Annotated in this window: 27 protein-coding genes and 1 riboswitch; of the genes, 12 read left to right on the top strand and 15 right to left on the bottom strand. The window is 72.5% G+C overall.

Annotated features, from left to right (window positions below; genetic code table 11):
* Positions 1-144 precede the first annotated feature (144 nt).
* The 3 genes from FFG40_RS09905 to FFG40_RS09895 all read right to left on the bottom strand — a co-directional run bounded on the left by FFG40_RS09905 (position 145) and on the right by FFG40_RS09895 (position 2,966).
* Complete coding sequence (locus FFG40_RS09905; protein WP_138803066.1) at positions 145-1,221, bottom strand: winged helix DNA-binding domain-containing protein; 1,077 nt, start codon at positions 1,219-1,221, stop codon at positions 145-147.
* Positions 1,218-1,964 carry a phosphotransferase enzyme family protein gene (locus FFG40_RS09900; protein WP_027465222.1) on the bottom strand — a complete coding sequence of 249 codons (747 nt, stop codon included), beginning with the start codon at positions 1,962-1,964 and terminating at the stop codon, positions 1,218-1,220. Before FFG40_RS09900 ends, FFG40_RS09905 begins: the two co-directional genes overlap by 4 nt.
* A gap of 105 nt (positions 1,965-2,069) precedes the next feature.
* Positions 2,070-2,966, bottom strand: a complete 897-nt coding sequence (locus FFG40_RS09895) for an NUDIX domain-containing protein (protein ID WP_138803064.1) — start codon at positions 2,964-2,966, stop codon at positions 2,070-2,072.
* A gap of 68 nt (positions 2,967-3,034) precedes the next feature.
* A riboswitch (TPP riboswitch) is annotated at positions 3,035-3,130 on the top strand.
* On the opposite strand from FFG40_RS09895, the gene thiM reads away from it, so the two are divergent.
* The 3 genes from thiM (at position 3,119) to thiD (ending at position 6,263) form a co-directional block, all read left to right on the top strand.
* A complete protein-coding gene (gene thiM, locus FFG40_RS09890; protein ID WP_185974153.1) occupies positions 3,119-3,985 on the top strand; it encodes a hydroxyethylthiazole kinase in 867 nt (288 codons plus the stop codon). It overlaps the preceding riboswitch by 12 nt.
* Positions 3,982-4,716, top strand: coding sequence for a thiamine phosphate synthase (thiE, locus tag FFG40_RS09885; RefSeq protein WP_138803063.1), 735 nt, complete (start codon positions 3,982-3,984; stop codon positions 4,714-4,716). The genes thiM and thiE overlap by 4 nt, the downstream gene beginning before the upstream one ends.
* On the top strand, positions 4,713-6,263 hold the full coding sequence (thiD, locus tag FFG40_RS09880) for a bifunctional hydroxymethylpyrimidine kinase/phosphomethylpyrimidine kinase (protein WP_260678845.1): 1,551 nt from the start codon (positions 4,713-4,715) through the stop codon (positions 6,261-6,263). The genes thiE and thiD overlap by 4 nt, the downstream gene beginning before the upstream one ends.
* Here thiD and FFG40_RS09875 read toward each other — a convergent pair.
* The 4 genes from FFG40_RS09875 to FFG40_RS09860 form a co-directional block, all read right to left on the bottom strand.
* Positions 6,208-6,717, bottom strand: a complete 510-nt coding sequence (locus FFG40_RS09875) for a metallophosphoesterase (protein ID WP_138803062.1) — start codon at positions 6,715-6,717, stop codon at positions 6,208-6,210. The two genes, thiD and FFG40_RS09875, sit on opposite strands and share 56 nt — an antisense overlap.
* Positions 6,714-7,184 (bottom strand): MarR family winged helix-turn-helix transcriptional regulator, encoded by a 471-nt coding sequence (locus FFG40_RS09870; RefSeq protein ID WP_051596672.1) that lies wholly within the window; start codon positions 7,182-7,184, stop codon positions 6,714-6,716. Before FFG40_RS09870 ends, FFG40_RS09875 begins: the two co-directional genes overlap by 4 nt.
* Positions 7,185-7,267: 83 nt before the next feature.
* On the bottom strand, positions 7,268-7,729 hold the full coding sequence (locus tag FFG40_RS09865) for a VOC family protein (RefSeq protein WP_071247264.1): 462 nt from the start codon (positions 7,727-7,729) through the stop codon (positions 7,268-7,270).
* Between the two features lie 21 nt (positions 7,730-7,750).
* On the bottom strand, positions 7,751-8,047 hold the full coding sequence (locus FFG40_RS09860) for a GNAT family N-acetyltransferase (RefSeq protein WP_110862566.1): 297 nt from the start codon (positions 8,045-8,047) through the stop codon (positions 7,751-7,753).
* Positions 8,048-8,122: 75 nt separating this feature from the next.
* Between FFG40_RS09860 and FFG40_RS09855 the strand changes: the two genes are divergently transcribed.
* Positions 8,123-8,758 (top strand): NADPH-dependent F420 reductase, encoded by a 636-nt coding sequence (locus tag FFG40_RS09855; protein WP_138803061.1) that lies wholly within the window; start codon positions 8,123-8,125, stop codon positions 8,756-8,758.
* Positions 8,759-8,902: 144 nt separating this feature from the next.
* Here the strand turns inward: FFG40_RS09855 and FFG40_RS09850 are convergent, their stop codons facing one another.
* A complete protein-coding gene (locus FFG40_RS09850; RefSeq protein WP_138803060.1) occupies positions 8,903-9,871 on the bottom strand; it encodes an aldo/keto reductase in 969 nt (322 codons plus the stop codon).
* 97 nt (positions 9,872-9,968) lie between these two features.
* Here FFG40_RS09850 and FFG40_RS09845 point away from each other — a divergent pair, with 97 nt between their 5' ends.
* Positions 9,969-11,210: a hypothetical protein gene (locus FFG40_RS09845; protein ID WP_138803059.1), complete on the top strand. Its 1,242-nt coding sequence runs from the start codon at positions 9,969-9,971 to the stop codon at positions 11,208-11,210.
* Positions 11,211-11,231: 21 nt separating this feature from the next.
* Here the strand turns inward: FFG40_RS09845 and FFG40_RS09840 are convergent, their stop codons facing one another.
* On the bottom strand, positions 11,232-12,089 hold the full coding sequence (locus FFG40_RS09840) for a LysR substrate-binding domain-containing protein (protein ID WP_017886578.1): 858 nt from the start codon (positions 12,087-12,089) through the stop codon (positions 11,232-11,234).
* Positions 12,090-12,225: 136 nt separating this feature from the next.
* Here FFG40_RS09840 and FFG40_RS09835 point away from each other — a divergent pair, with 136 nt between their 5' ends.
* Entirely contained in the window at positions 12,226-13,548 is a 1,323-nt protein-coding gene (locus tag FFG40_RS09835) for an MFS transporter (RefSeq protein ID WP_138803058.1), read from the top strand.
* Between the two features lie 179 nt (positions 13,549-13,727).
* Here FFG40_RS09835 and FFG40_RS09830 read toward each other — a convergent pair whose 3' ends face one another.
* Positions 13,728-14,375 carry an NAD(P)-dependent oxidoreductase gene (locus FFG40_RS09830; RefSeq protein ID WP_111058181.1) on the bottom strand — a complete coding sequence of 216 codons (648 nt, stop codon included), beginning with the start codon at positions 14,373-14,375 and terminating at the stop codon, positions 13,728-13,730.
* Between the two features lie 108 nt (positions 14,376-14,483).
* Here FFG40_RS09830 and FFG40_RS09825 point away from each other — a divergent pair, with 108 nt between their 5' ends.
* Together FFG40_RS09825 and FFG40_RS09820 are read left to right on the top strand one after the other, a co-directional pair.
* Complete coding sequence (locus FFG40_RS09825) at positions 14,484-14,846, top strand: helix-turn-helix domain-containing protein (RefSeq protein WP_071247254.1); 363 nt, start codon at positions 14,484-14,486, stop codon at positions 14,844-14,846.
* Positions 14,847-14,942: 96 nt separating this feature from the next.
* Positions 14,943-15,974, top strand: coding sequence for an NADPH:quinone reductase (locus tag FFG40_RS09820; RefSeq protein WP_138803057.1), 1,032 nt, complete (start codon positions 14,943-14,945; stop codon positions 15,972-15,974).
* Between the two features lie 125 nt (positions 15,975-16,099).
* Here FFG40_RS09820 and FFG40_RS09815 read toward each other — a convergent pair whose 3' ends face one another.
* Positions 16,100-16,285: a hypothetical protein gene (locus tag FFG40_RS09815; RefSeq protein ID WP_027465208.1), complete on the bottom strand. Its 186-nt coding sequence runs from the start codon at positions 16,283-16,285 to the stop codon at positions 16,100-16,102.
* A 41-nt stretch (positions 16,286-16,326) separates the two neighbouring features.
* Complete coding sequence (locus tag FFG40_RS09810; protein ID WP_138803056.1) at positions 16,327-17,136, bottom strand: GAF domain-containing protein; 810 nt, start codon at positions 17,134-17,136, stop codon at positions 16,327-16,329.
* Positions 17,137-17,249: 113 nt separating this feature from the next.
* Here FFG40_RS09810 and FFG40_RS09805 point away from each other — a divergent pair, with 113 nt between their 5' ends.
* Positions 17,250-18,146 carry a patatin-like phospholipase family protein gene (locus FFG40_RS09805; protein ID WP_138803055.1) on the top strand — a complete coding sequence of 299 codons (897 nt, stop codon included), beginning with the start codon at positions 17,250-17,252 and terminating at the stop codon, positions 18,144-18,146.
* On the top strand, positions 18,143-20,203 hold the full coding sequence (locus FFG40_RS09800; protein ID WP_138803054.1) for an alpha/beta fold hydrolase: 2,061 nt from the start codon (positions 18,143-18,145) through the stop codon (positions 20,201-20,203). The genes FFG40_RS09805 and FFG40_RS09800 overlap by 4 nt, the downstream gene beginning before the upstream one ends.
* A 21-nt stretch (positions 20,204-20,224) precedes the next feature.
* Here the strand turns inward: FFG40_RS09800 and FFG40_RS09795 are convergent, their stop codons facing one another.
* Complete coding sequence (locus FFG40_RS09795; protein ID WP_138803498.1) at positions 20,225-21,406, bottom strand: acyl-CoA dehydrogenase family protein; 1,182 nt, start codon at positions 21,404-21,406, stop codon at positions 20,225-20,227.
* 59 nt (positions 21,407-21,465) lie between these two features.
* Here FFG40_RS09795 and FFG40_RS09790 point away from each other — a divergent pair, with 59 nt between their 5' ends.
* Both FFG40_RS09790 and FFG40_RS09785 read left to right on the top strand, forming a co-directional pair.
* A complete protein-coding gene (locus FFG40_RS09790; protein WP_138803053.1) occupies positions 21,466-22,074 on the top strand; it encodes a QsdR family transcriptional regulator in 609 nt (202 codons plus the stop codon).
* The gene (locus FFG40_RS09785) at positions 22,071-22,514 is read left to right on the top strand and encodes a thioesterase family protein (RefSeq protein WP_111039501.1); all 444 of its coding nucleotides are present in this window, start codon (positions 22,071-22,073) and stop codon (positions 22,512-22,514) included. The genes FFG40_RS09790 and FFG40_RS09785 overlap by 4 nt, the downstream gene beginning before the upstream one ends.
* Before the next feature lie 141 nt (positions 22,515-22,655).
* Here the strand turns inward: FFG40_RS09785 and FFG40_RS09780 are convergent, their stop codons facing one another.
* A complete protein-coding gene (locus tag FFG40_RS09780) occupies positions 22,656-23,096 on the bottom strand; it encodes a VOC family protein (RefSeq protein WP_027465202.1) in 441 nt (146 codons plus the stop codon).
* 223 nt (positions 23,097-23,319) lie between these two features.
* The gene (locus tag FFG40_RS09775) at positions 23,320-26,802 is read right to left on the bottom strand and encodes a bifunctional proline dehydrogenase/L-glutamate gamma-semialdehyde dehydrogenase (RefSeq protein WP_138803052.1); all 3,483 of its coding nucleotides are present in this window, start codon (positions 26,800-26,802) and stop codon (positions 23,320-23,322) included.
* Between the last annotated feature and the right edge of the window lie 32 nt (positions 26,803-26,834).

Here is a 26,834-nt window from a genome sequence, read left to right as displayed (position 1 = left end):
TCGGAGTCCGCCGCATGGTTGCTGGGTACGGTCTGGGCCCACGCCGCCGGTTCCGCACCGACGCCAGCGGCGGGGCGGCCGTGCCGGTGGGGAGAGGAGCGGTGCGGCCGGGCAGCCTCGGCACACGATCCGCAGGTGGTCGCGTCAGACCACCGTGGTCACGACCGGCGCTCCGAGGAACGCCGCATACCGCGCGGCCGCCGTCTCGAGCGCACGGACGGACGACGTGTCGAGGACGCCGAAGGGTGCGATGGTGACGAGGTGCTCGGCCCGGCGCTCGGTGCGCTTCCAGGTGCCGACGACGCGACCCCGGACGACGGCCATCGGCAGGAACACGCCGTTGGCCCCGGGGACGACCCGGTCGGCGTGGGCGGGGTCGAGCTGCGCGGACCGGTCGGCGTACCCGAGCAGGTACTCGTCGAACCCGGGGAGCAGGTGCCCGGTGGGGACGCGTGCGGCTGCCGGCCGGTCGGCGAGGGCGAGGAGCCCGTCGCCGAGGTCCTCCACCGCGTCCCCCGCCGCGGCCCGAGCACGGCGGAGGTCGCCGAGCGGCAGCTTCGTCCAGCTCGCGGCGTCGGCCTCGGTCGCGGGGCCACGGCCACGCAGGTACCCGAGCAGGACCCGGCGGAGGGCTTCGTCACGGTCCGGCGGGTCAGCGGTGGCGGGTGCCCACTCGTCGAGCAGCACGAGCCCCTGCCCGACGCGGGCGGTGGGACCCCAGGCGACGAGGCGTTCCTGCGCGAGCTGCAGGACCAGGTGGTAGCCGCGACCTCCGGCCGGGTCGATGCCGGCGGCGCGGTACGCCGCGAACAGGTCGTCCCGGACCAGCGCACGGCCGCCCTCGAGGGCCGCGATCGTCGCGTCACGGGCCCGACCGAGCAGGGCGTCGTCGATGCCGAGCTCGGCGGCGCGTCGGGCGATCGTGCGGAGGGTCCGCTCAGCGGTGAGCGAGAGCAGCAGGCGCAGGTCGTCGGGGCGCAGGGCGTGCAGGGTGCCGCGCATCGGCCACGAGCGGACGAGTTCCCCGCGGTCGAAGGCACCGCGGACGTCGTCCCGCGTCGATCCGGGAGCGCGGACCCCGATGGCCCAGAGCACCTGACCGAGGTCCTGCCCCTGCACCGCCAGCATCCGCTCGACGACCTCGGTGGGGCGCAGCCCGGGCACGGCGATGCCCTGCGCCGCGAACCGCGCCGTCCGGAGCCGCGCGGGGCTGGTGGTCACGCGACGGCGGCGGTGACGGCGTCGGCGTGCTGCTCCAGGTAGGCGACGTCGGCGCGGTACAGGTCGGCGTGGCCGTGCTGCAGGTCGCTGACGAACTTCGGGTTGCCGGCGGCGGCCTCGTGCTCGATCGTCGTGACGAGCGCGACGAGGGACGCGATCATCGTCTCGGCAAGGACGCTGCGGGAGCGGTCGTCGAGGGCGTAGGCGCGGCAGAACTCGGCGGCGCGTGCCAGCCGCTCGTCGAGGTCGGGGGCGGTCGATCCCTCGACAGCGCCGGTGGTGAACGGCGCGAACCGGTAGACCGCACTCGCGACGTCCCAGACGCGGGGCCCGGGGTGCGCGGTGTCGAAGTCGATCAGGCCGACGGCGGCGATGCCGTCGTAGACGCAGTTGTACGGGGCGAAGTCGCCGTGCACGATCGTCTCGACCGGGGCACGGTCGGCCTGCGACCAGAGGTCATCGGTGGCGCTGCGCGGGAAGCTGGCGGCGGCGTCGTGGAACTGGCGGAGCAGGCGGGCGCTGGTGACGAGGGCTGCCTCACTGGCGATGTCCTCGGTCCAGGGGTACTCCCCCGCGACGCCCGGGACGAACGAGACCGTCTCGAGGGTGTCACCGAGGGCGATGGGTTCGGGGGCTGCGACGAACCCCTGCTCGTGCAGGTGGGCGAGCAGCCGGTGCACCGTGGGGGTCCACGGCCCGGCGGGGCGGTGGACTCGGTCGTCGGCCCTGGTGATGCGCTCCAAGGGGAACCTCCTGCGTGTTGCGTCTCCGTTGACGGAGGGCCAGCGTACCTGCAGCGACCGACGGCCGCTCCGCGACCGTCCAGAACACGGCGGTCCGAGTGGCGGCTACAGCTGGTCGCGCAACCAGGACGGCCCGTGGACGACCGCGCCGAGGGCCTCGACGCGGTCGCGGAGTTCGCGGTCGGCCGTCACGACGACGACCGGCCCGTCGCCGGCCTGCACCGCGGCCCGCGCGGACTCGACGATCGCGTCGTCGCCGGAGGCCGGAGCACGGACGACGTCGACAGCGCCCGTGTCGGCGACGTCAGCAGCGGCCCGGGCCTCCCCCTCGAGCACCACGGTCCACCGCGGCCACCACCGGGCGAACGGCAGGTCGAGCAACGACGCGGACACCCCGCCCGCGGCGAGCGCCGACACCTGTGCGAGCAGGCGTGACGCGGCGCCGGCTCGGTCCTTCCACCAGCCGTCGGGCACGCTGCCGACGACGTTCGCCGCGTCGACGACGACGTGCGGTGTGGTCGCGACGGTGGCACGGAGCGCCGGCCACGACCTGCCGAAGCCGGGGTGCAGGGGCAGGTCGTCGACCTGCTCGATCGGGATCCACGACAGGGCGAGGCTCTCGCGGTCGGCGATGACGGGTTCGAAGGGTCGGGAGGCGCGCCCCACGACGGTCGTGTAGGTCCAGAACCCCAGGTCGAGCAGTGCCGTGTGGCGCAGGGCGATCGCGTCGTCGGGCACGCCGGCTTCCTCGGCGGATTCGCGGAGGGCGGCGGTCACGGCTGCTTCGCCCTGGTGCCGTGCGCCGCCGGGGATGCCCCAGGTGCCGCCGTGGTGGCTCCACTCGACGCGGTGCTGCAGGAGCACGCGGCCGGCGCCGTCGTCGACGAGCAGGCCGGCGGCGCCGAAGCGTCCCCACGCCTTGGTGCCGTCGGGGCCGACCGCCCAGGCGTCGCCGGGGTCGCGGGGGCCGGGTGGGGGCCCGGGGGGCGTTGCATCTGGCACGGTCCAACCCTGGCACACGGTGCCCGGAGCGGGCCTCGAAGTGGTCACCGGGCGTCGTGTACGGTGTCGCTCGAGACACGGGGTGCCGCATCCAGCGGCTGAGATCACACCCGTCGAACCTGCTCGAGCTCGTACTCGCGAAGGGATCGTCCATGGAAACCGCTGCGCCCTCCCCTGCCTGGGCCCACCGAACCGCCGAACTGCTCGAGGCTGTGCGTGCCCGGGCCCCGCTGGTGCAGTGCATCACGAACACCGTCGTGCAGAACGTCACGGCGAACGTGCTGCTCGCGCTCGGGGCCTCGCCCGCGATGGTCGACGTGCCGACCGAGGCGGGGCCGTTCGCCCGCGTCGCGGATGCCCTGCTGGTGAACACCGGCACCCCGCACGCCGAACCGCGGGTCGCCGCGCTCGAGGCCGTGCACGCGGCCCGTGACGCGGGCACCCCGTGGGTCCTGGACCCGGTGGCCGTCGGTTCGCTGCCGGTGCGGACCGCCCTGGCACGTGACCTGCTCGCGCTGCACCCGACGGTGCTGCGGGGCAACGCCTCCGAGGTGCTCGCCCTGCTCGGCGACTCGGCCGGTGGCCGCGGGGTCGACAGCACCGTGGGCACCGAGGACGCCCGGGTCGCGTCCGTCGCTGCTTCGGACGGGAGGCTCGTGGCCGCGGTGGCCGTTTCGGGTGCGGTCGACCTGCTGGTCGCGCCCGGCATCGGTGTGGTCCGGGTCGCGAACGGGACCGACCTGTTGACGCGGATCACCGGTGGCGGGTGCGCGCTCGGCGCGGTCGTCGCCGCGTTCACGTCGGTCGCGCCGGAGGACGCGGGGGCCGCTGCCGTCGCCGCCACCGCGGTGCACACGATCGCCGCGGAACTCGCGGCACGGGACGCCGGCGGACCGGGGACCTTCGAGCCGCTGTTCCTCGACCGGTTGGCGTCGCTGACCCCGGAGGACGTCGTCCGCGAGGCCCGGATCACCCTCGAGGCCGCTCCTGCGGTCGACACCCGGGCGGTGTCGGCGTGAGCGGGCTGCAGTCTGCGGGGTTCGGCGTCTACCTGGTGACCGACGGTGCCCTGGCCGACCGGCACGGCATCGGGGTGCTCGGGGTCGTCCGCGCCGCCGTGCACGCCGGGGTCCGGATCGTGCAGGTGCGGGACAAGGACGCCTCGGCGCGTGACCTGCTCGCCCTGACCGCCGCGGTCGCCGACGCCGTCGGGGACCGCGCGAGGGTGGTGGTCGACGACCGGCTCGACGTCGTCCTCGCCGCACGGCACGCGGGACACCGGGCCGCGGGCGTGCACCTCGGCCAGTCCGACGTCCCCGTCACGGTCGCCCGCGCCCTGCTCGGAGCGGACGCCCACGTGGGCCTCACGGCGAACACGCTCGCGCACCTGGCTGCCGTCGAACGACTCCCCCGCGGCACCGTGGACCTGCTCGGCGTCGGGGTCGTGCACCCCACGGCGACGAAGGCCGACCACCCGCCGGCCCTCGGCCACGACGGGTTCGCCCGGCTGGCCGCCACCACCGACCTGCCCTGCGTGGCGATCGGCGGGGTGACCCTCGACGACGTCGTGCCGCTCCGGGCAGCGGGCGCAGCCGGGGTCGCGATCGTCTCGGGCATCTGCGCCGCGGCCGATCCCGGGTCCGCCGCGGCCGCGTACGTGGCCGCGTGGGGCCCTGGACCCGGCCATGCGGCGGAGCGGGAGCGGCTTGCAGCGGGCGATCCGTTCCTCCCGGCTGGGACGTCGTCGTGAGCGTCCCGCGGGTGCTGAGCATCGCCGGGACCGACCCGACGGGCGGAGCCGGGATGCAGGCCGACCTCAAGGCGATCGCCGCGCACGACGGGTACGGGATGGGGGTCGTGACGGCACTCGTCGCGCAGAACACGCACGGGGTGCGGTCCGTGCACGTGCCGGACGTCGGGTTCCTGCGGGAGCAGCTCGACGCGGTGTCCGACGACGTCGTGGTCGACGCGGTGAAGATCGGGATGCTCGGCACCGCCGACGTCGTGCGGGTCGTGACGGACTGGCTGCGGGAGCACCGGCCGCCCGAGGTCGTCGTGGACCCGGTGATGGTGGCGACGAGCGGTGACCGGTTGCTCGACGAGGACGCCGCCTCGGCGATGGGTGCGCTGTTCGGGCTGGCCGACCTGGTGACGCCGAACCGGGCCGAGCTCGCGGTGCTGGCGGAGCTCGCCGGCGCGTCTGCCTCGTCGTCGGCGTCGTCGGCGTCGTCGCTGGATGCCGCGCGTGCCGTGGCGGCGCGGTGGGACGTCCTGGTGCTGGCGAAGGGCGGCCACGACGAGGGACCGACCTCCGACGACGTGCTCGTGGCACCGGACGGCACCGTGCGGGTGTTCACCGGTCCCCGGGTCGCGACGACGAACACGCACGGCACCGGGTGCTCCCTGTCGAGCGCGATCGCGACGCTCGCAGCACGGCACGGCGACTGGGAACTCGCGGTCGGGGTGGCGAAGGAGTGGCTGACGGCGGCGCTGCACGGGGCCGACGACCTGGCGGTCGGGAGCGGCAACGGCCCGGTCGACCACGGGGCGCAGGCACGGGCGGCCCTGCCGGCGCTGTCGTACACGGACGTGTGGTGGGCGGATGCGGCGTCGGTGCTGCAGGAGACGATCGACTGCGCGTTCCTGGTGGGGCTCCGGGACGGGACGCTCGAGCCGGAGGTGTTCGCGGGCTACCTGGCGCAGGACGTCCACTACCTGCGGGCGTACGAGCGGCACCTGGCGGCACTCGGGGTCGGTGCTCCCGGTGCCGGCTCGGATGCGGGTGCTGCTGCTGCGTTCTGGGCGGCTGCTGCGCAGGGGTGTGCCGACGAGGCCCGCGACCTGCACCACCGTCGGCTGGCCGGTTCGCACGCCGACGATCCCGTGCACCCCACGTGCGCCGGGTACCTCGCACACCTGCAGCAGGCGGCCGACTCCGGCTCCGCGGCAGTGCTCGCCGCCGCGGTACTGCCCTGCTTCCGGGTCTACGCCTGGGTCGGGTCGCAGCTCGGGGTCGCTCCGGACGGGCACGCCTTCGCCGACTGGATCACGGCGTACGGGGACCCGGGGTTCGCGGCGTCGAGTGCCGAGGCGACCCGGCTCGTCGAGGAGCTGGCCCGTGCGGCGACGCCCGACGAGCGAGGGCGGATGGCGCGGGCGTTCCGGCGTTCGACGGAGTGGGAGCTGGCGTTCTTCCGGATGTCGACGGAGGCACGCGACCGGGGCGAGCGGGCAACCGGGGTCAGCGGGCGACCGGCGGCAGCCGCACCAGTTCGACGGACAGTTCCGCGCCGCTGACGGTGCCGCGCATCCACGTGTGGTCGGGCTGGCGACGGCGGTCGGTCGGCGATCCGGGGTTGAGCAGGCGCATCCCCGACGGTGCCACGGTGTCCCACGGGATGTGCGAGTGCCCGAAGACGAGCACGTCGGTGTCCGGGTACTCGGCGTCCATCCGCCGTTCCCGACCGGTCGATGCCCCGGTCTCGTGCACCAGGGCGAACCGCAGGTCCTCGACGCCGAACCGGGCGACGAGCGGCAGCCGGTCGTCGAACTCCGGACCGTCGTTGTTGCCCCGCACGCCCGCGAAGCGGCGGGAGCGCGCCTGGACGGCGTCGAGGGTCGCGAGGTCGACCCAGTCCCCCGCGTGCACCACGAGGTCGGCCGCGTCGACGTCGGCCCACAGCCCGGGCGGCAGGTCCTTCGCGCGCTTCGGCAGGTGCGTGTCGGACAGCAGGACGAACGACGTCGTCACGACTCGGTGGGTGCCGGCATCGGGAGCCCGGCCTCGTCCGAGGCACCGAGGCGCTCCAGCAGTCCGGCGAGCAACGCGATGTCGTCGTCCGACCAGTCGGCGAGCCGTTCGTCGAGCGCGTCGCGGTGCAGCTGCACCGACCGTTCGAGCGCTGCGCGGCCGGCATCGGTCGCCTCGAGCGGCTTCGCGTTGCCGCTGCCGCCGTCGGTCGTCCGCACCAGTCCGGTCGCGAGGAGCCCGGACAGTTGCCGCGAGATCGTCGAACGGTTCAGCCGCAGGTAGCGGGCGATGTCGATGGCCATGCAGCCCGGGTGCTGGACGACGAAGTCGACGAGGGACTGGTCGACGACGCTCAACACCTGATCCGAGCCCCGGGCACGGATGCTCGCCCGACGGGTGATGCGGGCGAGCTCGGTGTACGCCCGGCTGATGTCGCTGTTCCGGACCCTCGAACTCGGGTGGTCCATGGTGGCTCCAGCCTGTCTGTGCCGGCGCCTGCCGGCGGTCTTCTGGTCCGGTCACACTACCGGCGGGTCCGCGTGGAGTGGGGTCAGCGACCGGCCGCGGCAGCCTGCAGTGCGGGGATGTCCAACTTGACCATCTGCATCATGGCCTCGAACACGCGGGCGTTGGCCTCCGGGTCGCCCGATCCGCTCATCAGCTCCCCCAGCATCGACGGGGTCACCTGCCACGCCAGACCCCAGCGGTCGGTCAACCACCCGCACGCCATCGGGCTCCCGCCGTCGGCGAGCAGGGCGTCCCACAGCCGGTCGAGCTCGTCCTGCGTGTCCACGTCGATCTGGAACGAGACCGCGTCGGTGTGCGGGTGCCCGGGGCCGCCGTTCATCGCGCGGTACGGGGCGCCGAGCAACGTGAACTCGACGACGAGGGCACGGCCGTCGGGCATCCGGCTGACACTGTCGACGCGGCTGTCGGGGAACAGACCGACGTAGTACTCGGCCGCTTGTTCGGCCTGGTCGTCGTACCAGAGGAACGGGGTGATGGTGGGCACGGGAGCCCCTTCGTTCGGTGCTCAGTCCGCGGCGCTGCGGCTGAGCAGGTCGGCTTTCTCGGGGTGTTCGTCGAACCACTTGCCGACGAACCAGCACATCGGCACGATGCGCTTCGTGGTCGACGACTCGACGTCGGCGACGGCGTACTCGACGAGTTCCGCCGCGTAGCCGTGGCCGCGGTGCTTCGGGACCGTGTACGTGTGCGGGAACGCCACAGCGTCACCGTTCACCCGGTAGTCGAGCACGCTCACGAGCTCGCCGCCGACGTACATCGCGTAGCGGTCCTGGTCGGTCTCGTCGCGGAACTCGTGGTCCATGCCGCCATCATGCTCCCGGCGGGGCGTCCATGTCCCCGGGGAATGCACGACGGCGGGCAGCGTTGCAGGGACACCATGACAACCATCGGAATCATCGGCGCCGGCAACATCGGATCCCAGCTCGCACGACTCGCGGTACGGAACGGCCACCAGGTCGTCATCGCGAACTCCCGCGGCCCGGAGACCCTGACCGACCTGGTCACGGAACTCGGCGACGGCGCACGCGCAGCGACCCGCGACGAGGCAGCCGCAGCGGGCGAGATCGTCGTCGTGACGGTGCCGCTCGCCGCGATCGAGACGATCCCCGTCGAGCCCCTCGTCGGCAAGGTCGTCATCGACACGAACAACTACTACTGGGAGCGCGACGGCCAAATCGCCGCCCTCGACGACCAGTCGACGACCACCGCCGAGATGCTGCAGGACCACCTGCCCGGCGCCCGTGTCGTGAAGGCGTTCAACCACATCGGCGCCGACGACCTGACCGGCCACGCGACGACCGCCGGTACCCCGGACCGTCGTGCCCTCGTCATCGCCGGCGACGACGACTCCGCCAAGCAGACCGTCGCCGAGCTCATCGACGCGTTCGGCTTCGACGTCGTCGACGCCGGGCCCCTCGCCGAGGGCTGGCGCATCCAGCGGGACACCCCCGGCTACGGCCCGCGGATGACCGCCGCCGAGCTGCGCGACGCCCTGGCCGCCGCGACGCGCTAGTCCGCGGCTCCGCGCAGCCCGCCGCGCACCGCCGCCGTTCCGCGCTGAGCGACACCCCACGGGCTCCGCAGCCCGTGACCTGTCGCTCAGCGCGAAACACCCCGGCGCGAAACGAACCGGCGCGAGACAGCGCGAAACGCCCGCTCAGGCCCGGTCGAAGATCATCGCCATGTCGGCGATGTCGTCCTCGGTCGGCGTCCACGTCGTGCCGGCCTCGACGTTCTGCGTGATCTGCTCCGGCTTCGTCGCCCCCGCGATGACGCTCGACAGCCCCGGCTGCGCCAGGAGCCACGCGAACGTCGCCTGCAGCATCGTCACGCCCCGGTCATCGCAGAACCGCTGGTAGTCGTCGAGCACGTCCCACGGGGCGTCCTCGAGCACCTGCGGCTTCGAGGTCGTCAGCCGCCCGTCGGCCGGGCCGCCCGCCTTCGTGTACTTGCCGGTGAGCAGCCCGTTGTAGAGCGGGAAGAACGGCAGGAACCCGAGCGCGTACGCGCGTACCGCCGGCAAGACCTCGGCCTCGGCGTCCCGGGCGAGCGGGCTGTACTCGTTCTGCGCGGACACGAACGCGGTGGTGCCGGCGATCGACGCCGTGAGCTCGGCCTCGGCGATCTGCCACCCCGCGAAGTTCGAGTGGCCGACGTACCGGATCTTGCCCTCGCGGACCAGGTCGTCGAGGACCGACAGGGTCTCCTCGATCGGCGTCACCTCGTCCGGCCGGTGCATCTGGTACAGGTCGATCCAGTCCGTGCCGAGTCGGCGCAGCGACGACTCGACCGCGAGCCGCACGTACCGGCGGGACCCGCGGACTCCCCAGTCCGGGCCGTTCGCGCCCTGCATGTCCATGCCGAACTTCGTGGCGAGGACGATCTCGTCGCGGCGGCCGCGGATCGAGCGTCCGAGCATCTCCTCGGACATGCCCGGCACGCCGCCGTAGATGTCGGCGGTGTCGAAGAGCGTCACCCCGGCGTCCAGGGCCGCGGCGACGACCGCGTCGGTGCCCTCCTGCGACTCGGACGCGGTCCCCCGCCGCCCGAAGTTGTTGCAGCCGAGGCCGACGGTGGAGACGACGAGCCCCGAGGGGCCCAGGGGACGGTGTTCGATTCCGGTCATCACCCGAACGTACCGGCGACCCCGAACTGGGGCTGCGATCCTCACAGCGGTTGCCGCTACAACTGAGCATGGATCAGTCGACGGAAGGAGCGCCGCAGTGGCAGCGCATCGCATGCCCGAATCGGACCGGCCCCGTCGGCCCGTCCCGGCCTGGGTGACCGCGCCGCCCGTCGACGAGGTCGCGCCCGAGCGGGTCGCCGCCGCCGGTCACGTGAACGCCTCCGGCCGGGAGGCCCGCCCCACCCCCGCCTCGTCCCGCGCCGCCCACGCGGCGCCGGTCCCACCGACCACGGTCGCCCCGGCCGGGACCGTGCCCACCGCGCACGCACCCGCGCTCGCACCGACCGCCGAGCCCGCGTCGATCGCCGCCCTGGTCGAGGCCGACGCCCCGGTGCCCGACTTCCCCCCGCAGCAGGAACTGCTCCCCCCGGCCCCGACGTCGCCGAACGTGCACACCGTGCCGTTCGAGACCCCAGCGGTGCCGCCGTCGTCGGTCGTCCCCGCGTCCGGGCTCGTGGTGCCGGTCTCCCCGGTCGCCGCCGCACCCGCCTCGGCGGACGCCGCACCGCTCGTCGCACCGCTCACCACCCCGTCGCCGGAGGCCGCCCCGGCACCGCCGACCGCCGCACCCGCGGTGCCCGTCGCCGGACAGCCCCGGTTCTCGGTGCCCGGCCTGGAACACGTGGTAGTCGAGGGCACCGAACCCGAGCCCGTCGGCCCGATCGGCTACCGGACGCCCCGACGCTTCGCGCACCAGCAGGCCGCCGCACGGTCGGCCGCACCGGCACCCGCAGCCGCACCCGCACCCGCACGATCCTTCGACGCCGTCCTGCACGCGGCGCCGGCCGCCGCCGCTCCCGGCAGCCCCGCCGTCGCGACCCAGAACGCCGACGCAACCACGGCCGTGGTCGCACCCGTCCCGGTGCCGAAGGGTGCTGGCGGGGGCGAGGCGGGCCTCCCGACCGAACTGCTCGACCAGCCCGTGGTCGCAGCCGCCGCGCCGGAGCCACGCCGTGCGCTCGGCGCGACCGCCAGTGCGGTGCTCGGTGCCGTCGCCGGGATCGTGACGATCGGTCTGGCGGCCTGGTGGTTCACCGCTCCCGCGACCGTGCACGGTGTCGGTGTGGCGCTCGGACTGCTCGCGCTGGTGCTCTCGATCGTGACGCTGCGCGACCGGACGGCCACGTGGCAGCGGCCGGTCGCGCTGCTCGGCGCCGTGCTCGGTGGTGTCGGCACGGTCGTGCTGCTGTGGGCCGTCGCGGCGGCGCTGCTGCCGCTCGCGGGGGTGACGCTGCCGGACGTCACCGGCACCGGCACGACCCCGACGCTCGCCCCGTAGCGCCGCGCGGCCCGCCAGCGCTCAGACGGCGCGGACGACCCCGCGGGACAGGATCGCGTTCGTCAGCGCGTCGATCGGCTCCCGCTGCACCGTCGGGTTGGCGATGAGGACGTAGTCCACCGCCGGCAGGTCCGGCAGCCCGAGCCGCTGCGACACCTTCACCAGGTCCGCCGGGATCAGCGAGTGCGGGAACACCGCGACGCCGATGCCTGCGCGCACCGCGGCGAGCACCCCGTTGACGTCGCGGGTGTTGCAGGTGATCCGCCAGGTGCGGCCGGCGGCCTCGAGGGCGTCGATCGCCATCTGCCGGCTGATGCTCGGCGCCTGGTACGCGATGAGCGGGACGGGTTCGCCGGGTTCCAGGGCGATGCCGTCCTGCGCCATCCACACCATCTGGTCGGTGGCCACCCGGGTGCCCTCGGCGGACTCCCCCGCCGTCTGCTTGATGAACACCAGGTCGAGCTGGCCGGCGTGCACCCGGCGGAGCAGCGGTGACGACTGGTTCACCGTGAGCTCGAGGTTCACCTGCGGGTGCAGTCTTCGGAAGTCCCGCAGGATCCGCGGCAGCTGGGTGATGGCGAGGTCGTCCGCCGCCCCGAACCGCAGCCGTCCGCGGGTGGCCGCGCCGGAGAAGTAGGCGTCGGCGGTGGCGTGCGCGGCGAGGATCGTCCGCGCGAACCCGGCCATGGCGTCCCCGTTGTCGGTCAGGGCGACGCCGCGGGTGTCCCGGGCGACCAAGGTGCGCGCCACCGCGGTCTCCAGGCGCCGGACGTGCTGCGACACCGTCGGCTGGCTGATGCCGAGCCGGGTGCCGGCCTGCGTGAAGCTGCCGGTCTCCGCCACGGCCAGGAACGTCTGCAACAGGACCGGATCGAGCACGGGGCACCTCGTTCGTTCGCGCGGTCATTCGACATCGCAATGGACTGATAGCCACCATAGGGGTATCGAATGGGCCGGCGCCACGTAGTTTCGTTGGGGTACCAGATCCACACCGACGTCCGGAGAACCCCGCACCGTGAGCGCGTCACCGACGACCCTCCCCCCGCCCACCGAACCGCTCCCGATCCAGGCCACGCGCCCGCCGTGGCGCCACACGCTCATCGCCCTGTCCGTGCCGAACTTCCGGCTGTTCACGGCGACGAACCTGGTGGCGATGACCGCCGGCTGGATGCAGCGCATCGCACAGGACTGGCTCGTGCTGCAGCTCACCGGGTCGGTCGCGCAGGTCGGCATCACGGTCGCCTGTCAGTTCGCACCGATGCTGCTGTTCGGGCTGCTCGGCGGCGTCCTGGTCGACCGGTTCTCGAAGCGCGCGCTCATGATGATCACGCAGGGAGCCTTCGCGGTGCTGTCCGCGCTGCTCGCCGTCCTGACACTGGCCGGCGTCGTCGAGGCGTGGCACATCTGGGTGATCGCGTTCCTGGTCGGCATGGTCACCGTGATCGACAACCCGGCACGGCAGGTGTTCGTCACCGAGATCGTCGGGCACAAGCACCTGCGGAACGCCATCAGCGTGAACTCGTCGGTGTTCCAGCTCGGCGGCATGATCGGTCCGGCGCTGTCCGGGGCCCTGCTCGTCGCGGTCGGCGCGGGGTGGTCGTTCGGTGTGAACGCGATCGCCTGCGTCGCCGTCGTCGTGACGCTCGGGTTCCTGAAGGCCTCCGAACTGCACCGCACACCTCCGGCACCCCGCGGCAAGGGGCAGCTCGTGGAGGGCCTCCGCTACGCCGTGCACAAGCCGACGATCATCGTGCCGGTGATCCTCGTCGCGTTCTTCTCGGTGTTCGCACTGACGATGCCCGTGCTGCTCTCCGCCTTCGCGTCACAGGTGTACGACGTCGGTGCCGGCGGTTACGGGGTCTTCAACTCCGCAGTGGCGATCGGCGCCCTGGTCGGCGCGCTGCTGTCCACCCGCCGGGCCGTCGTCCGACTCCGCACCATCGTCGGTGGGGTGTTCTGGACGGGCCTGCTGCTCGTCGTCTCGGGGTCGATCCCGGCGATCGCACCGTTCACCGTCGCGCTCGTGGCGGTGGGGATGTCGCAGCTGCTGTTCCAGACCGCGTCGAACTCGCTCGTGCAGCTGTCGTCGAACGTGGCGATCCGCGGCCGGGTGATGTCGCTCTACGTCCTGGTGCTGCTCGGTGGGCAGGCGATCGGCGGGCCCCTGATGGGGCAGATCGTCGACCACTACGGCGCGCACGTGGGGATGATGGTCGCCGGTGGCGTGCCGGCAGCTGCCGCCGCGGTGATCGCGCTCGTGCTCGCCCGCCGGGGCGGCCTGCACCTGGCGGTGCGGATGCGCCACCACCTGCCGGTGCCGGCGATCGTCGCCCACTAGCGGGGGCCCTGGCGGTGACCACCCGCCGGCCTGGAGGCCCGTGGCGGCCCCGCCCCGCGCCTCCCGTCCGCCCGTTGGTCGCGCCGGGCAGTACGCAAAACACCGGTGTTCACGCTGGACGCCGCGGGATCCCGCGGTGCGTTGTGTGAACACCGGTGTCTTGCGGGGGGGGCAGTGCCTCAGTAGGCGACGCCGAAACGCGTCTGGTGGTGCGCCGGGGTGACGATCTCGTCGACGAACGCGATCGCGTAGTCGGCGCCGGAGATGTCCGAGTTGCCCTCGGCGTCGGCGAGCAGGACCTCGTCCGAGGCGCGGTAGGTGCCGCGACGCTCGCCCGGGTTGTAGCCACCGAAGGCCGCGGCGGGGCTCACGTAGAACCAGTCGACCTGGGTGTCCGAGGCGCGCAGGGCGTCGAGGATCTGCGCGTGGCTCTTCGCCTCACCCTTGAAGGCATCCGGGAAGCCGTCGGTGTCGAAGAGGCGGGGGCCGTCCTCGGACACGCGCATCGAACCGGCACCGCCGACGATGCCGAGACGCGCACCCGCTGCGGCGGCGGCGTCGACGAAGTGCTGGAACTTGTCCTTCAGCTCGCTGCCGTCCGCCTGCACGGCGTGGAGCGAGACGACGACGACGTCGGCACCCTTCGTGACCTCGGACACGAAGTCGGCGTCGAACGCGTCACCCTGCGCCAGGGTGAGGCCCTCGGCCGGCTCGAGCTTGCTCGTGTCGCGAGCGACCGCGGTGACGGTGATGCCGCGGGAGAGTGCCTCGTGGGTGATGGCGGAGCCGGCGTAGCCGGTGCCTCCGAAGACGACGATGTTGGTCATGGTGTTCCCTTCGTGAACGTGCTGGGCGTCAGTGACGTTGACAGTCACCGTACAAGAGTTACTCTCTTTGAGTAAGTAGGCACCTGGCGGTGCGTTGCGGAGGACACCATGTCAGCACTCGAGTACAGCCCCTACGCGGCGGACTGCCCCAGTCGGCAGCTGCTCGACCGCATCGGCGACCGGTGGAGCGTGCTGACGATCGGCGCCCTCGCCGACGGTCCCGCACGGTACTCGGCGGTGGCGGCCCGGGTGCAGGGGGTCTCGCAGAAGATGCTCACCCAGACGCTGCGGGCCCTCGAACGCGACGGCATGGTGACTCGGACGGTGTTCCCCGAGATCCCGCCGCACGTGGAGTACGAACTGACCGAACTCGGGCGGTCGCTGCGCACGGTGCTCGTGCCGCTGGAGGACTGGGCCACCTCGCACATGCCCGACGTCGCCGAGGCGCGCGAGGGGTACGACGCGCGCTGAGCGAGGGGTACGACGCGCGCTGAGCGAGGGGTACGACGCGCGCTGAGCACCGGCGCACTCGGAATCCCCGACGGCGACGGGTGGTTGCCTGGGGACATGCGATCGATCGTCTACACGAAGCCCGGTGCCAGCAGCGTCCTCGAACTCGTCGAGCGGGAGATCCCGGAGCCCGGTGCCGGAGAGGTCCGCGTCCGCGTCGCCGTCTCCGGCGTCAACCCGACCGACTGGAAGGCACGTGCCGGCGGGACCTACGGCGACGGGCTGCCGTTCCCCGAGATCACGCCGAACCAGGACGGCGCAGGTGTCGTCGACGCCGTCGGTCCCGGAGTCGACGGACTGGCCGTCGGCGACCGTGTCTGGCTGTTCATGGCGGCGGCGTCCCGTCCGACCGGCACCGCGCAGGAGTACACGGTCGTACCCGAGTCGCGCGTGGTCCCGCTGCCCGACGGCGTCTCGTTCGACGTCGGCGCCTCGCTCGGCGTGCCCGCCATGACGGCGCACCGAGCGCTCACCACCCACGAGGACGGCCCCGCACGCCTGGGCCCCGGTGCCCTGGACGGCTTCACCGTGCTCGTCGCCGGCGGCGCCGGTGCCGTGGGGCACGCCGCGATCCAGCTCGCCCGCTGGGCCGGCGCGACCGTCATCACGACGATCAGCTCGGACGCGAAGGCAGCACTGGCGACTGCGGCCGGCGCCCACCACGTCGTGAACTACCGCGACGAGGACGCCGCCGAGCGCATCCGGTCGATCGCACCGGACGGTGTCGACATCGTCGTCGAGGTGTCGATCCCACAGAACGCCGCGCTGGTCGCCGACGTGCTGGCGAACCACGGCGTCGTGTCGATCTACGCGAACAACGGCGGTGACGAGGCGAGCCTGCCGATCCGCCCGAACATGAGCGTGAACGCCCGCTACCAGTTCCTGCTGCTCTACACGATCGGCGACGAGGCGCTGTCCGCGGCGGCCGAGGACGTCACCGAGGCGCTGCACGACGGCGTGCTGCCGGTCGGTGAGGACGCCGGTCTCCCGCTCACCCGGTTCGCGCTCGAGCAGACCGCCCAGGCGCACGACGCGGTCGAGCAGGACACCGTCGGCAAGGTCCTCATCGACGTGACCGAGGCGCGGTAGCCGCGACACCGGCTCGGGCGCGGGCTCCGGCTCCGCTCCGGCTCGGACTCGGGCTTGGGCTCGGTGACGACGAACGGCTCCCACGCATGCGTGGGAGCCGTTCGTCGTGGACGATGCGGGAGGGGTCAGCGACCCAGACGCGCGGCGATGGCTGCGGTGACCCGGAGCCGGGCTGCAACGCGCTCGCGTTCGATGTTGGCGGCGATGACGTCGAGGTCTTCGTAGTCGGCGTCGGTGGTGGTGTCGTTCCAGTTCGGCGAAGAGATCCGGGCACGCCCGAACGACGGCGGAGCAGGGTTCACGGTCGTCATGGGGGCATCGTACGTCGAGCGTCCGACAGAGCGTGTGAGCATCACGGGCCTTTCCTTGGATTGCGGTCGCGCTCGGGGAACGAGTAGGTCAGCGAGAACGCGACGGCCATGAACGACGCCATCATCGCGATGTTCTTGGCGTCGAGTTCGGTGAAGGCGTCGGGGACCGGGGAGTCGACGGTGAGCATGCCGAACGAGTACTGGTCCGACCGGATCACCACCGAGACGTACGAGGTGTACCGCGGTTCGAAGCCCTGCAGGTCCTGGTCGACGTCCACGTCGGCCGAGCGGTCACCGACGATCCGGGGTGATCCCCCGACCAGCACCCACTCGAGGTTGCGGTCGCCGTAGGGCGTGCCCGCTCGGAAGACCCCGGCGGTGTCGCCGGCGCCACCGTGACCGATCGGCTCGAGCGCCCGCAGATCGGTGGACAGCTGGTACACGTTGGCGCGGACGTCGGGCACCTTCGGCAGCAGGTAGAACGCCAGGGCCACGGCGACGCGGTCGGCGACGACCGAGAGTTCGCCGTGGCGATCGGACCGGGGCAGCTCGGTGAACCGGACGAGCCGGGTGGCGATCTGGCCGAACGCGTACCGGACCGCCGTCGACTGCTCGAGCTCGGCCGCGGTGGCGTTGTCCTCGGCCACGGACCGTGCGGCGTCGCTGCGCCGGGTCCGGACGACCTGCACGGTCACGGCACCGACGAGCACGACGAGCCCGAACGCGACGAGCGACAGTCGGACCGCCGGCGTGACGAACAGGTTCGGCAGCTGGAACGCCGCGGTGGGCGCGGCAGCCACCACGATCGGCCACACGACCGTGCCGACCCGTCCTGAACGCTGGTTCCCCATGACCACGACGCTAGGTCACGCCACCGACGCGGACGGAGTTGTCCACAGGCGGGTTCTCCACAGGATCCATCGGCCTCCACCGGCCCGTCGCACGCAGCTGGTAAGCAGGACCCATGACCGACGTCAGCACGCCCGTTCCCGGATCCAGAGCACTCGTCCTCGGTGGCGGAGGTGTCGCCGGCATCGCGTGGGAAGTCGGTGTCCTCGTCGCCCTGCACGAGGCCGGCGTCGACCTCGACGCCGCCGACCTCGTCGTCGGCACCAGCGCCGGCAGCGTCGTCGGCGCGTTCGTCCGGAACGGTGCCGTCCAGCAGGCCTACGACCAGCAGCACACCCCGGCGCCCACCACCTACGAAGAGCCGGCGCCCATCGACGTCGAAGCCGTGCAGCAGCACATCGGCGCAGCACTGCAGGGTGCGACCGGCGAGCAGGACGCCCGCGCTCGACTCGGCCAGGCCGCCCAGCAGGTCGTCGGCGGGCAGAGCGACGACGAGCGCACGGCGACCTTCGGCGAGACGCTCCCGTCCACCGAGTGGCCGGACAAGCCGCTCGCCGTCACCGCGGTCGACGCCACCGACGGCACCTTCCGCCTGCTGACGGCGGCCGACGGTGTGCCGCTCCCCCGTGCGGTCGCGGCCAGCTGCTCGGTACCCTTCGTCTGGACACCGGTCGCCGTCGACGGCCGCCCCCACGTCGACGGTGGCGTCCGCTCGGGCACCAACGCCGACGCCGCCGTCGGGTACGAGCGGGTCCTCGTCATCGCCTGCGGCCCCGAGGGGCCGTCACCCTGCGGGCCATGGCTCGACGTCGCCGTCGAGGCACTGCGCGCCGGCGGTTCGTCGGTCGAGGTCGTCGTGGCGGACAGCGCGTCCCAGCAGGCCTTCGGCACCAACTCGCTCTCGCTCGCCACGCAGGCGCCGTCGGCCGAGGCCGGTCACGCCCAGGGCACCGCGGTCGCCGAGCAGGTCGCCGCCTTCTGGGCCGAAGACCTGGCGAGCGTGCACGCATGAGCACCCCGTTCTCCGACCTCGACCAGTACGTCGCGCTCCCCCGCGTCGACGGCATCGACATCAGCCCCGACGGCACCCGCGTCGCGCTGACGGTCAGTGCGCTCGACCCGGACGCCACCGGGTACCGCCGATCGATCTGGCAGGTGCCCGCGACGCCGACCCCCGACACCGCCGCGCGCCCGGTCCGCCTGACACGCTCCGCCAAGGGCGAGGGCGGCATCGCCTTCACCCGCACCGGTGACCTGCTCTTCGTCTCCGCCCGGCCCAGCGCCGACGCCACCGACCTCGAGGCAGCCCAGCTCTGGGTACTGCCCGCGACCGGCGGCGAGGCCCGTCCGCTCACCCGCCTGGCCGGGGGCGTCGGTGGCGTCCTGGCCACCGCGGCGTCGTCGGACGTCGTCGCGCTGACGGTCGACCTGCTGCCGGGGGCCGGCTCCGACCCGGCGACCGTGCTCGAAGCCGACGCGGAGCTCCGGAAGACCCGGAAGGACAAGCACGTCCGGGCGATCCTGCACGAGACCTACCCGGTCCGGTACTGGGACCACGACCTCGGCCCGGCACAGACGCACGTCCTGACCCTCGACACGGCCGGCATCGACACCGACGGTGACGGCGACGGCGCCGGCGTGAGCGCCGAACCCGTCCGGCCCGTCGACCGCACACCGGCCCCCGGCCGCTCGCTCGACCACGTCAGCGGGGCGCTCGCACCCGACGGCGCGGTCCTGCTGGCATCAGTGGGCGTCCGGGAGGCCCGTGGGGACCGCTCGACGCTCGTCACCATCGAGCTGTCCAGCGACCACCGCACGGTCCTGTTCGACGACGTCGACGTCGACCACGAGATGCCGGCGCTCAGCCACGACGGCAGGACGATCGCCTGGGTCCGCACCGTCCGTTCGACCCCGGCCGGCGGGAACCAGCAGGAGGTATGGGTCGCCGGCATCGACGGCTCCGACGCCCGCCGCGTCGCGACCGACTGGGACCGTTGGCCGAGCGAGCTCGTGTTCGAGCACGGCGACCGCGCGCTCCTGGCGGTGGCCGACCAGGACGGCCGCGCGCCGGTCTTCCGCATCCCCCTGGACGGCGGAGCCGTCGAGCAGCTGACGCACGACGACTGGGCGTACTCCAGCTTGCGCGTGGCGGCGGCGACGGGCGTGGTCGTGGCGCTCCGGGCCTCCTGGGCGGCCCCGCTGCACCCGGTGCGGATCGCGACGGACGGCACGGTGACCCCGTTGGCGACGCCGGCGCCCCTGCCGGACGTGCCCGCCCACCTGGAAGAGGTCGAGACGACCGCAGCCGACGGTGCCCGCGTGCGCGGCTGGCTCGTCGTGCCCGAGGGCGACGGGCCGCACCCGCTCGTCCTGTGGATCCACGGCGGACCGCTCAACTCGTGGAACCAGTGGTCCTGGCGCTGGAACCCGATGCTGCTCGCAGCCCGGGGCTACGCCGTGTTGCTGCCGGACCCCGCGCTCTCGACCGGTTACGGACTCGACTTCGTGAACCGCGGCTGGAACGCCTGGGGGCAGGCGCCGTACACCGACCTGATGGCGATCACCGACGTGGTCGAGGCGCGGGCGGACATCGACGCGACCCGGACCGCAGCGATGGGCGGGTCGTTCGGCGGGTACATGGCGAACTGGGTCGCCGGGCACACCGACCGGTTCCGTGCGATCGTCACCCACGCCAGCCTGTGGGCGCTCGACCAGTTCAACGGCACGACGGACTCGTCGCAGTACTGGTCGTCGATCTTCGACGCCGACGGGATCGCGGCGAACGACCCGCACCGGTTCGTGGCCGACATCGCGTCACCGATGCTCGTGATCCACGGCGACAAGGACTACCGGGTGCCGATCGGCGAGGGGCTGCGGCTCTGGTCCGAACTCGCGGAGCACCACGCGGCACCGGACGGCTCGATGCCGCACCGGTTCCTGTACTTCCCGGACGAGAACCACTGGGTCCTCGCTCCGCAGCACGCCGTGGTCTGGTACGAGACGGTGTTCGCGTTCCTCGGGCAGCACGTGCTCGACCAGGAGTGGGAGCGGCCGGCCCTGCTCGGCTAGCGCGGCGGGCCGGGCGGCCCGCTAGACGAACGCGGCCTGCCCGGTGATCGCCCGCCCGACGATCAGGGTGTTGACCTCGCGCGTGCCCTCGTACGAGTAGATCGCCTCGGCATCGGCGAAGAACCGGGCCACGCCCTTGTCGAGCACGATGCCGTTGCCGCCCTGCACCTCGCGGCACCAGGCCACGGTCTCCCGCATCTTCGCGGTGGCGAACGCCTTGGCCATCGCCGAGTGCTCGTCGCCACCGACCCCGGCGTCCTGCATGGCCGAGGCCTGCGTGCACAGTGCGATCGAAGCCGTGATGTTCGAGAGCGACTTGACGAGCAGGTCCTGCACGAGCTGGTGCGCAGCGATCGGCTTGCCGAACTGGATCCGCTCGCGGGCGTAGGCCAGCGCGGCCTCGTACGCTCCGACCGCGATGCCGACGGCCTGCCAGGCGACCTCGGTGCGGGTCAGTCGGAGCACCTCGGCGGTCGAGCGGAACGACGTCGCGTTCTGCAGCCGACGCGACTCGGGCACCCGGACGTCCTGCATGACGATGTCGGCGTTCTGCACCCCGCGCAGGGCGATCTTGTCCTCGATCTTGGTCGCGGTGAAGCCCGCGGTGTCGGTGGTGACGAGGAAGCCCTTGACCTGACCGTCGGCCACGTCCTTCGCCCAGATCACGACGACGTCGGCGAAGGTGGCGTTGCCGATCCAGCGCTTCTCGCCGTCGAGCACCCACTCGTCGCCCTCGCGCCGAGCGGTGGTGCGCAGACCCTTCGCCGAGTCACTGCCCGAGTACGGCTCGGTGAGCCCGAACGCCCCGACGATCTCGCCCGTGGCCATCCGGGGCAGCCACTCGCGCTGCTGTTCGTCACTGCCGGCGACCGCGATCGAGTTCATCGCCAGGCCCGACTGCACGCCGATGAAGGTGGCGACGCTCGCGTCCACGCGTCCGAGTTCGAGGGCCGCCCACCCGCGGTACACGGCCGAGTTCTCGAACTGCCGCACGAGCGGGACGCCGGGCCCGTACATGCCGAGCTCGGCCAGAGGCGCGATCACCTGCATCGGGAACTCTGCGCGCGCCCAGTACGCGTCGGCGATGGGCGCGACCTCGCGCTCGAGGTACTGCCGGAGCTGCCCGAGCGACGCGCGCTCCTGCGCGGTGAGCTGTTGCTGGAAGCCGTAGAAGTCCGATTCGAGCAGGGGCGTCGCGGGCATCGTCGTTGACATGGGAACCACGATGCATCATTCTCGAAAACGTTGCAAGAGAGGATCGCGTGTACACATCAGACTCTGCGCTGCGCGCCTTCCGGGAGGCCCGTCACACCTTCATCGCCGGCTCACGGATCGACATGGGGGCGTTGGCTGCCGCACTCGGCGTCGACCGGACGTCGCTGTTCCGCTGGGTCGGCAACCGTGACCGGTTGCTGTCCGAGATCCTGTGGTCCCTCGCAGTCCCGACCCTCGACGGAGCCACCCATGCCGCCGACGAGATCGGGGCCACCGGAGCAGCCCGGCTCGTCGTCGTGCTCGACCGGTTCACCGCCGACCTGATCGACGCCCCGTACTTCCGGGCGTTCCTGACGCGCGAACCCGCTCGGGCGATGCGTCTGCTCACCACCTCGGACAGTGACGTGCAGAGCCGCTTCGTCGCCCGGGTCACCGCACTCATCGAGCAGCAGGAGTCGTCCGGTACGTTCGATCCGGCACCGTTGTCGGCTGAGGAGCTCGCACGGCTGCTCGTCCGGATCTCCGAGTCGTTCACCTACGCCGAGTTCATCTCCGGTGAGACCCCTGATCCCGACCGGGCCCGTGCGGCGTTCGAGTACGTCCTGCGGCCCGACGCGGTGCACGCCTCACCCGCACCACCGATCGGAGACCGATGACCATCGACGAGTACCCGTTCCGCCGCTCCTACCCCACCAGGTGGAACGACAACGACATGTTCGGGCACGTCAACAACACGATCTACTACTCGGCGATGGACAACGCGTCGACGTACTGGTTCCGTGAGGCCGCCGGGCTCGACCCGTTCTCGTCGGAGTGGATCGCCGTGCTGGTGTCGTCGAGCTGCCGGTTCGTCGAGTCCGCCGTCTGGCCGGACGTCATCGAGGTCGGGATGCGCTCGAAACACCTCGGCACCACGAGCCTGTCGTGGGAGTTCGGCCTGTTCCGGCAGTCCGACGGCGCCCTGCTCGCCACCGGTGAGTTCGTGCACGTCATCATCGACCGCGAGGGCGCCCGCCGTCCGATCCCGCTGCCAGCCGAGCTCCGCGAGCTCGTGACCGGCTCGATGGTCGCGCAGCAGCCCGCCGTCGCGGACTGACCGGCCGCGCGGCGCGCGTCCCGCCCGGAGCCCCGCGCACAACCAAAGTGCTCCCGAACCGCGCATTCGCGTGGTTCGGGAGCCCTTTGGTTGCGCCGATCAGATCGGCACCGGGTTCCGGCCGAGGACGGCGCGGACTGCTCAGGACTTGAGGGCTGCGAGCTCGAGGTTGATGTCGTCGGGGTCCTGCACGGACAGGATCACCATGCCGGCGTCGCCCAGGTCGGTGACCTCGCCGTGCTCGACACCCGCGGCATCGAGTCGGGCGGCCGCCTCGTGCAGCTCGTCGACCGAACCCACGACGAAGCTCACGTGGTCGAGGCCGACGGTGTCCGGGTCGAACGTCTGCCCTGCGGGAGCGACCGGACGGAGTCCGAACACCTGGTCGCCGAGCCGGAACACCGATCCGCCGTAGAAACGCTCGCGATCCTCGCGGACACCCGGCTCGTCGACCTGGTCACTGAAGTCGATCGCCGGATCCGTGCCGAGCAGCAGCTGGTAGAAGGCCTTGCTCCGGTGGATGTCGGTCACGGTGACACGGACGTGGGCCAGGGCGGTCGGGCGTGCGAACGGCTCGGTCATGGTGGAGCTCCTCAGGGTTGCGCGCCGTGGTTGCGACGCGCTCCCGAGGCAACGCTCGGTCCCTCCGAAGCACCCGAGGCCGTGCGGCGACCGGACAGCCCCCTACACGACGTTCCACACGCCGCAGAGCCGAAGTGCCCCCGAACCACGCGATCGCGCGGTTCGGGGGCACTTCGGTTCTGCAAGCGGCGCTGGACCCGAACGCCAGCGCCGCAGTCCGGGGTCAGATCAGGTCGTCGGTCAGGTGGTTCGGCGTGCCGAAGCGGTGCGCCGTGATCGACACCGCCTGCTCGCGGACGAACGGCAGGATCTCGAGCCGCCCGGCCTCGGTCACGGGGCCGCCGTACACGGCGACGTCCGGACGACCACCGACGGCCGAGTACAGCGCCGAGGTGTCCCCGCCGATGAGCCGGACACGGGTCGACGGACCCGAGGCGACCGAGCTCGCGAAGGCCTCGTCGGACACCGTCTGCGACAGCGACCGGACGATCGGCAGCGAACGGATCGCCGCGGCGACGGACGACGGCAGCGTCGCGGCCGTGGAGACCTCGATCGTCGTGCCGGCACGGAGCGCAGCGGCGACGACGCGGACGAGCTCGACCACCGAGGCGTCGGGGTCCGTGTCCGAGCCGGCACCCGCGGCCAGCCGCACCTGCACCGCCGGGAACGGCAGGTACCGGGCGATGTTCCGCTCGGCGCTGAGAGCCGAGACGTCGTTCACGGTGCCGAACAGCGTCGACCACGCCTGCTCGTCGGACGCCAGCGCACGGTCGAGCACCGGCGAAGCGACCTCGGCAGCCCGGACGAACGCCGAGACCGGACCCGACACGGCGACACCGGACGCAGCGATCGCCGGTGCCGGCGTCCACGACCCGAGCCCGAGCAGGTAGTTCAGCCCACCGGCCTTCGTGCCGGCGCCCACGGCCGACTTCTTCCACCCGCCGAACGGCTGACGCCGGACGATGGCGCCCGTGATGCCGCGGTTGACGTAGAGGTTGCCCGCCTGGATCCGCGACAGCCACGTGCCGATCTCACCCGGGTCGAGCGAGTGCAGGCCCGAGGTCAGGCCGTAGTCGACCTCGTTCACGATGTCGATCGCCTCGTCGAGGGAGTCGGCGGTCATCATGCCGAGGATCGGGCCGAAGTACTCCGTGCGGTGGAACTCCGAACCACGGCGGACGCCCTGTCGGACACCCGGGCTCCAGAGCTTGCCGGTCTCGTCGAGCTGCTTCGGCTCGACGGCCCAGGACTCCCCCGCGCCGAGCTTCGTCAGGCCGTCGAGCAGCTTGCCCGAGGCCGGCTCGATGACCGGGCCCATCTGGGTCGCCGCGTCGGTCGGGTACCCCACGGTGAGCGAGGACACCGCGTCGAGCAGCTGGTTGCGGAAGCGCTTCGACCCGGCGACCGAGCCGACCATGACGACGAGGGACGCGGCCGAGCACTTCTGGCCGGCGTGCCCGAACGCGGACGCGACGACGTCCTTGACGGCGAGGTCGAGGTCGGACGACGGCGTGACGATCACGGCGTTCTTGCCCGAGGTCTCGGCGAGCAGCGGCAGGTCGGGGCGGAACGAGCGGAAGAGCTCGGCCGTCTCGTAGGCACCGGTGAGGATGACCTGGTCGACCATCGGCGACGCGATGAGCTGCTGCCCGAGGTCGTTCTCGGACACCTGCAGGAACGCGAGCACGTCGGCCGGGGCGCCGTGGGCGTCGAGCGCGGTCTCGATGATCGAGGCGAGCACCGCCCCGGAACGCTCGGCGGGCGGCGCGGGCTTCAGCACGACGGCCGACCCGGCCGCCAGCGCGGCGAGGGTGGATCCGGCGGGGATCGCGACCGGGAAGTTCCAGGGCGGCGCGACCAGGGTCAGCGCCGCGGGCGTGAAGGTCGCACCGTCGACGTCGTCGAGCGAGGAAGCCAGGGTGCCGTAGAAGTGCGCGAAGTCGATCGCCTCGGACACCTCGGGGTCGGCTTGGTCGATGGTCTTGCCGGTCTCGGACGCCATGACCTCGACGAGGGCGGCGCGGTTCGCCTCGAGTGCGTCGCCGACGGCGTGCAGCACGGCGCCACGTGCACCACCGGACCAGGTCCCCCAGACCGCACCCGCGGCCTTGGCGCGACCGAGCGCGGTGTCGAGCGCCGTGTCGGAGTCGACCCGGGCCTCCTGGACGGCACGGACGCCGAGCGTCGACGAGGCGACCCGTGCGGTGATGGCGTCGCCCCAGGCGCGGACGGCGCCGACCGAGGGGTCGCTGTCCGGGGTGTTCTCGAAGTGACCGGGGCCGGGGCGACCGACGGCGGCGTAGCGGTCGGCGACCCGGTGTGATGCCGGTGCTGCGAGCCCCTCGGGCGTCGCGAGCGGCACGAGGGACGCGCGGAAGCGCTCCTCTTCGCGGGCGAACAGCGGCGGCGAGGACACCAGCGAGAAGACCGCGGACATGAAGTTGTCCTGCGACGCGCCCTCCTCCAGGCGACGGATCAGGTACGCGATCGCGACGTCGAACTCGCCCGGGTGGACGACCGGCGTGTAGAGCAGCAGCGAGCCGACGGTGTTCTTCACGGCCGACGCCTGGCCCTGCGCCATGCCGAGCAGCATCTCGAACTCGATGCCGTCCCGCACGCCGCGCTCACCGGCGAGCAGCCAGGCGTGGGCGACGTCGAACAGGTTGTGCCCGGCGACACCGACGCGGACGTTCTCGACGCGCGATGGGGTGAGCGCCCAGTCGAGCACGCGCTTGTAGTTGGTGTCGGAGTCCTGCTTGGTGTGCCAGGTGGCGAGCGGCCAGCCGTGCACCGAGGCCTCGACCTGCTCCATCGGCAGGTTCGCGCCCTTGACCAGACGGACCTTGATGCCGGCACCACCGCGGGCACGGCGGGCGGCGGACCACTCCTGCAGCTCCTGCATCGCGGCGAGCGCGTCGGGCAGGTACGCCTGCAGCACGATGCCGGCTTCGAGGCCGAGGAACTCGGGCTCGTCGAGGAGCTTCGTGAAGACCGCGATGGTGAGGTCGAGGTCCTTGTACTCCTCCATGTCGAGGTTGATGAACTTGGCCGGGCTGGCGGCTGCGGCGCGCTGGAAGAGCGGTCGGAGCTGTTCGACGATGTCGTCCACCGCGTGGTCGAACGCCCACGGCGAGTGCGGGTGCACCGTCGAGGACACCTTGATGGAGACGTAGTCGACGTCGTCGCGGGCCAGGAGCTTGTGCGTGCCCTCCAGTCGTCGGGCGGCTTCGCGCTCGCCCAGCACGGCCTCGCCGAGCAGGTTGACGTTGAGGCGGACGCCGTCGCGCTTGATGCCGGCGATGGCCGGGCCGAGCTTGGAGTCGGTGGCGTCGACGATGAGGTGGCCGACCATGTTGCGGAGGACGCGTCGGGCGATGGGGACGACGACGTTCGGCAGCACCGGGGCCATGCCGCCGCCGAGCCGGACGAGTCCGCGGAGCGCGGCGGGCAGGAACCCGGGGGCGTCCGGGGCGATCTGGCGGAGCTTGCGGGCGGCGACGGCGAGGTCCTCCGGGCGCACGACCCCGTCGACGAACCCGACGGCGAAGTCGAGTCCGGCGGGGTCGGCGAGCACGCCGGCGAGCTGCTTCGCGGAGCCGTCGACCGGGTACGACTCGGCCTCGGCCAGCCACTGTCGGACGAGTGCGACGGACTGGTCCGCCAGGGCGTCGTGGTCGATGGCGGAGTCCTCGTGCAGCGTCGTCATGGGTTCAGTGTGGAGGTCCGGGATGCGGTAGC

The organism is Curtobacterium sp. KBS0715 (assembly GCF_005938005.2).
In the GTDB taxonomy this organism is placed as follows: domain Bacteria; phylum Actinomycetota; class Actinomycetes; order Actinomycetales; family Microbacteriaceae; genus Curtobacterium; species Curtobacterium flaccumfaciens.
Note: the sequence above shows the minus strand (reverse complement) of the source record. Positions and strands in the feature narration are given on the sequence as shown.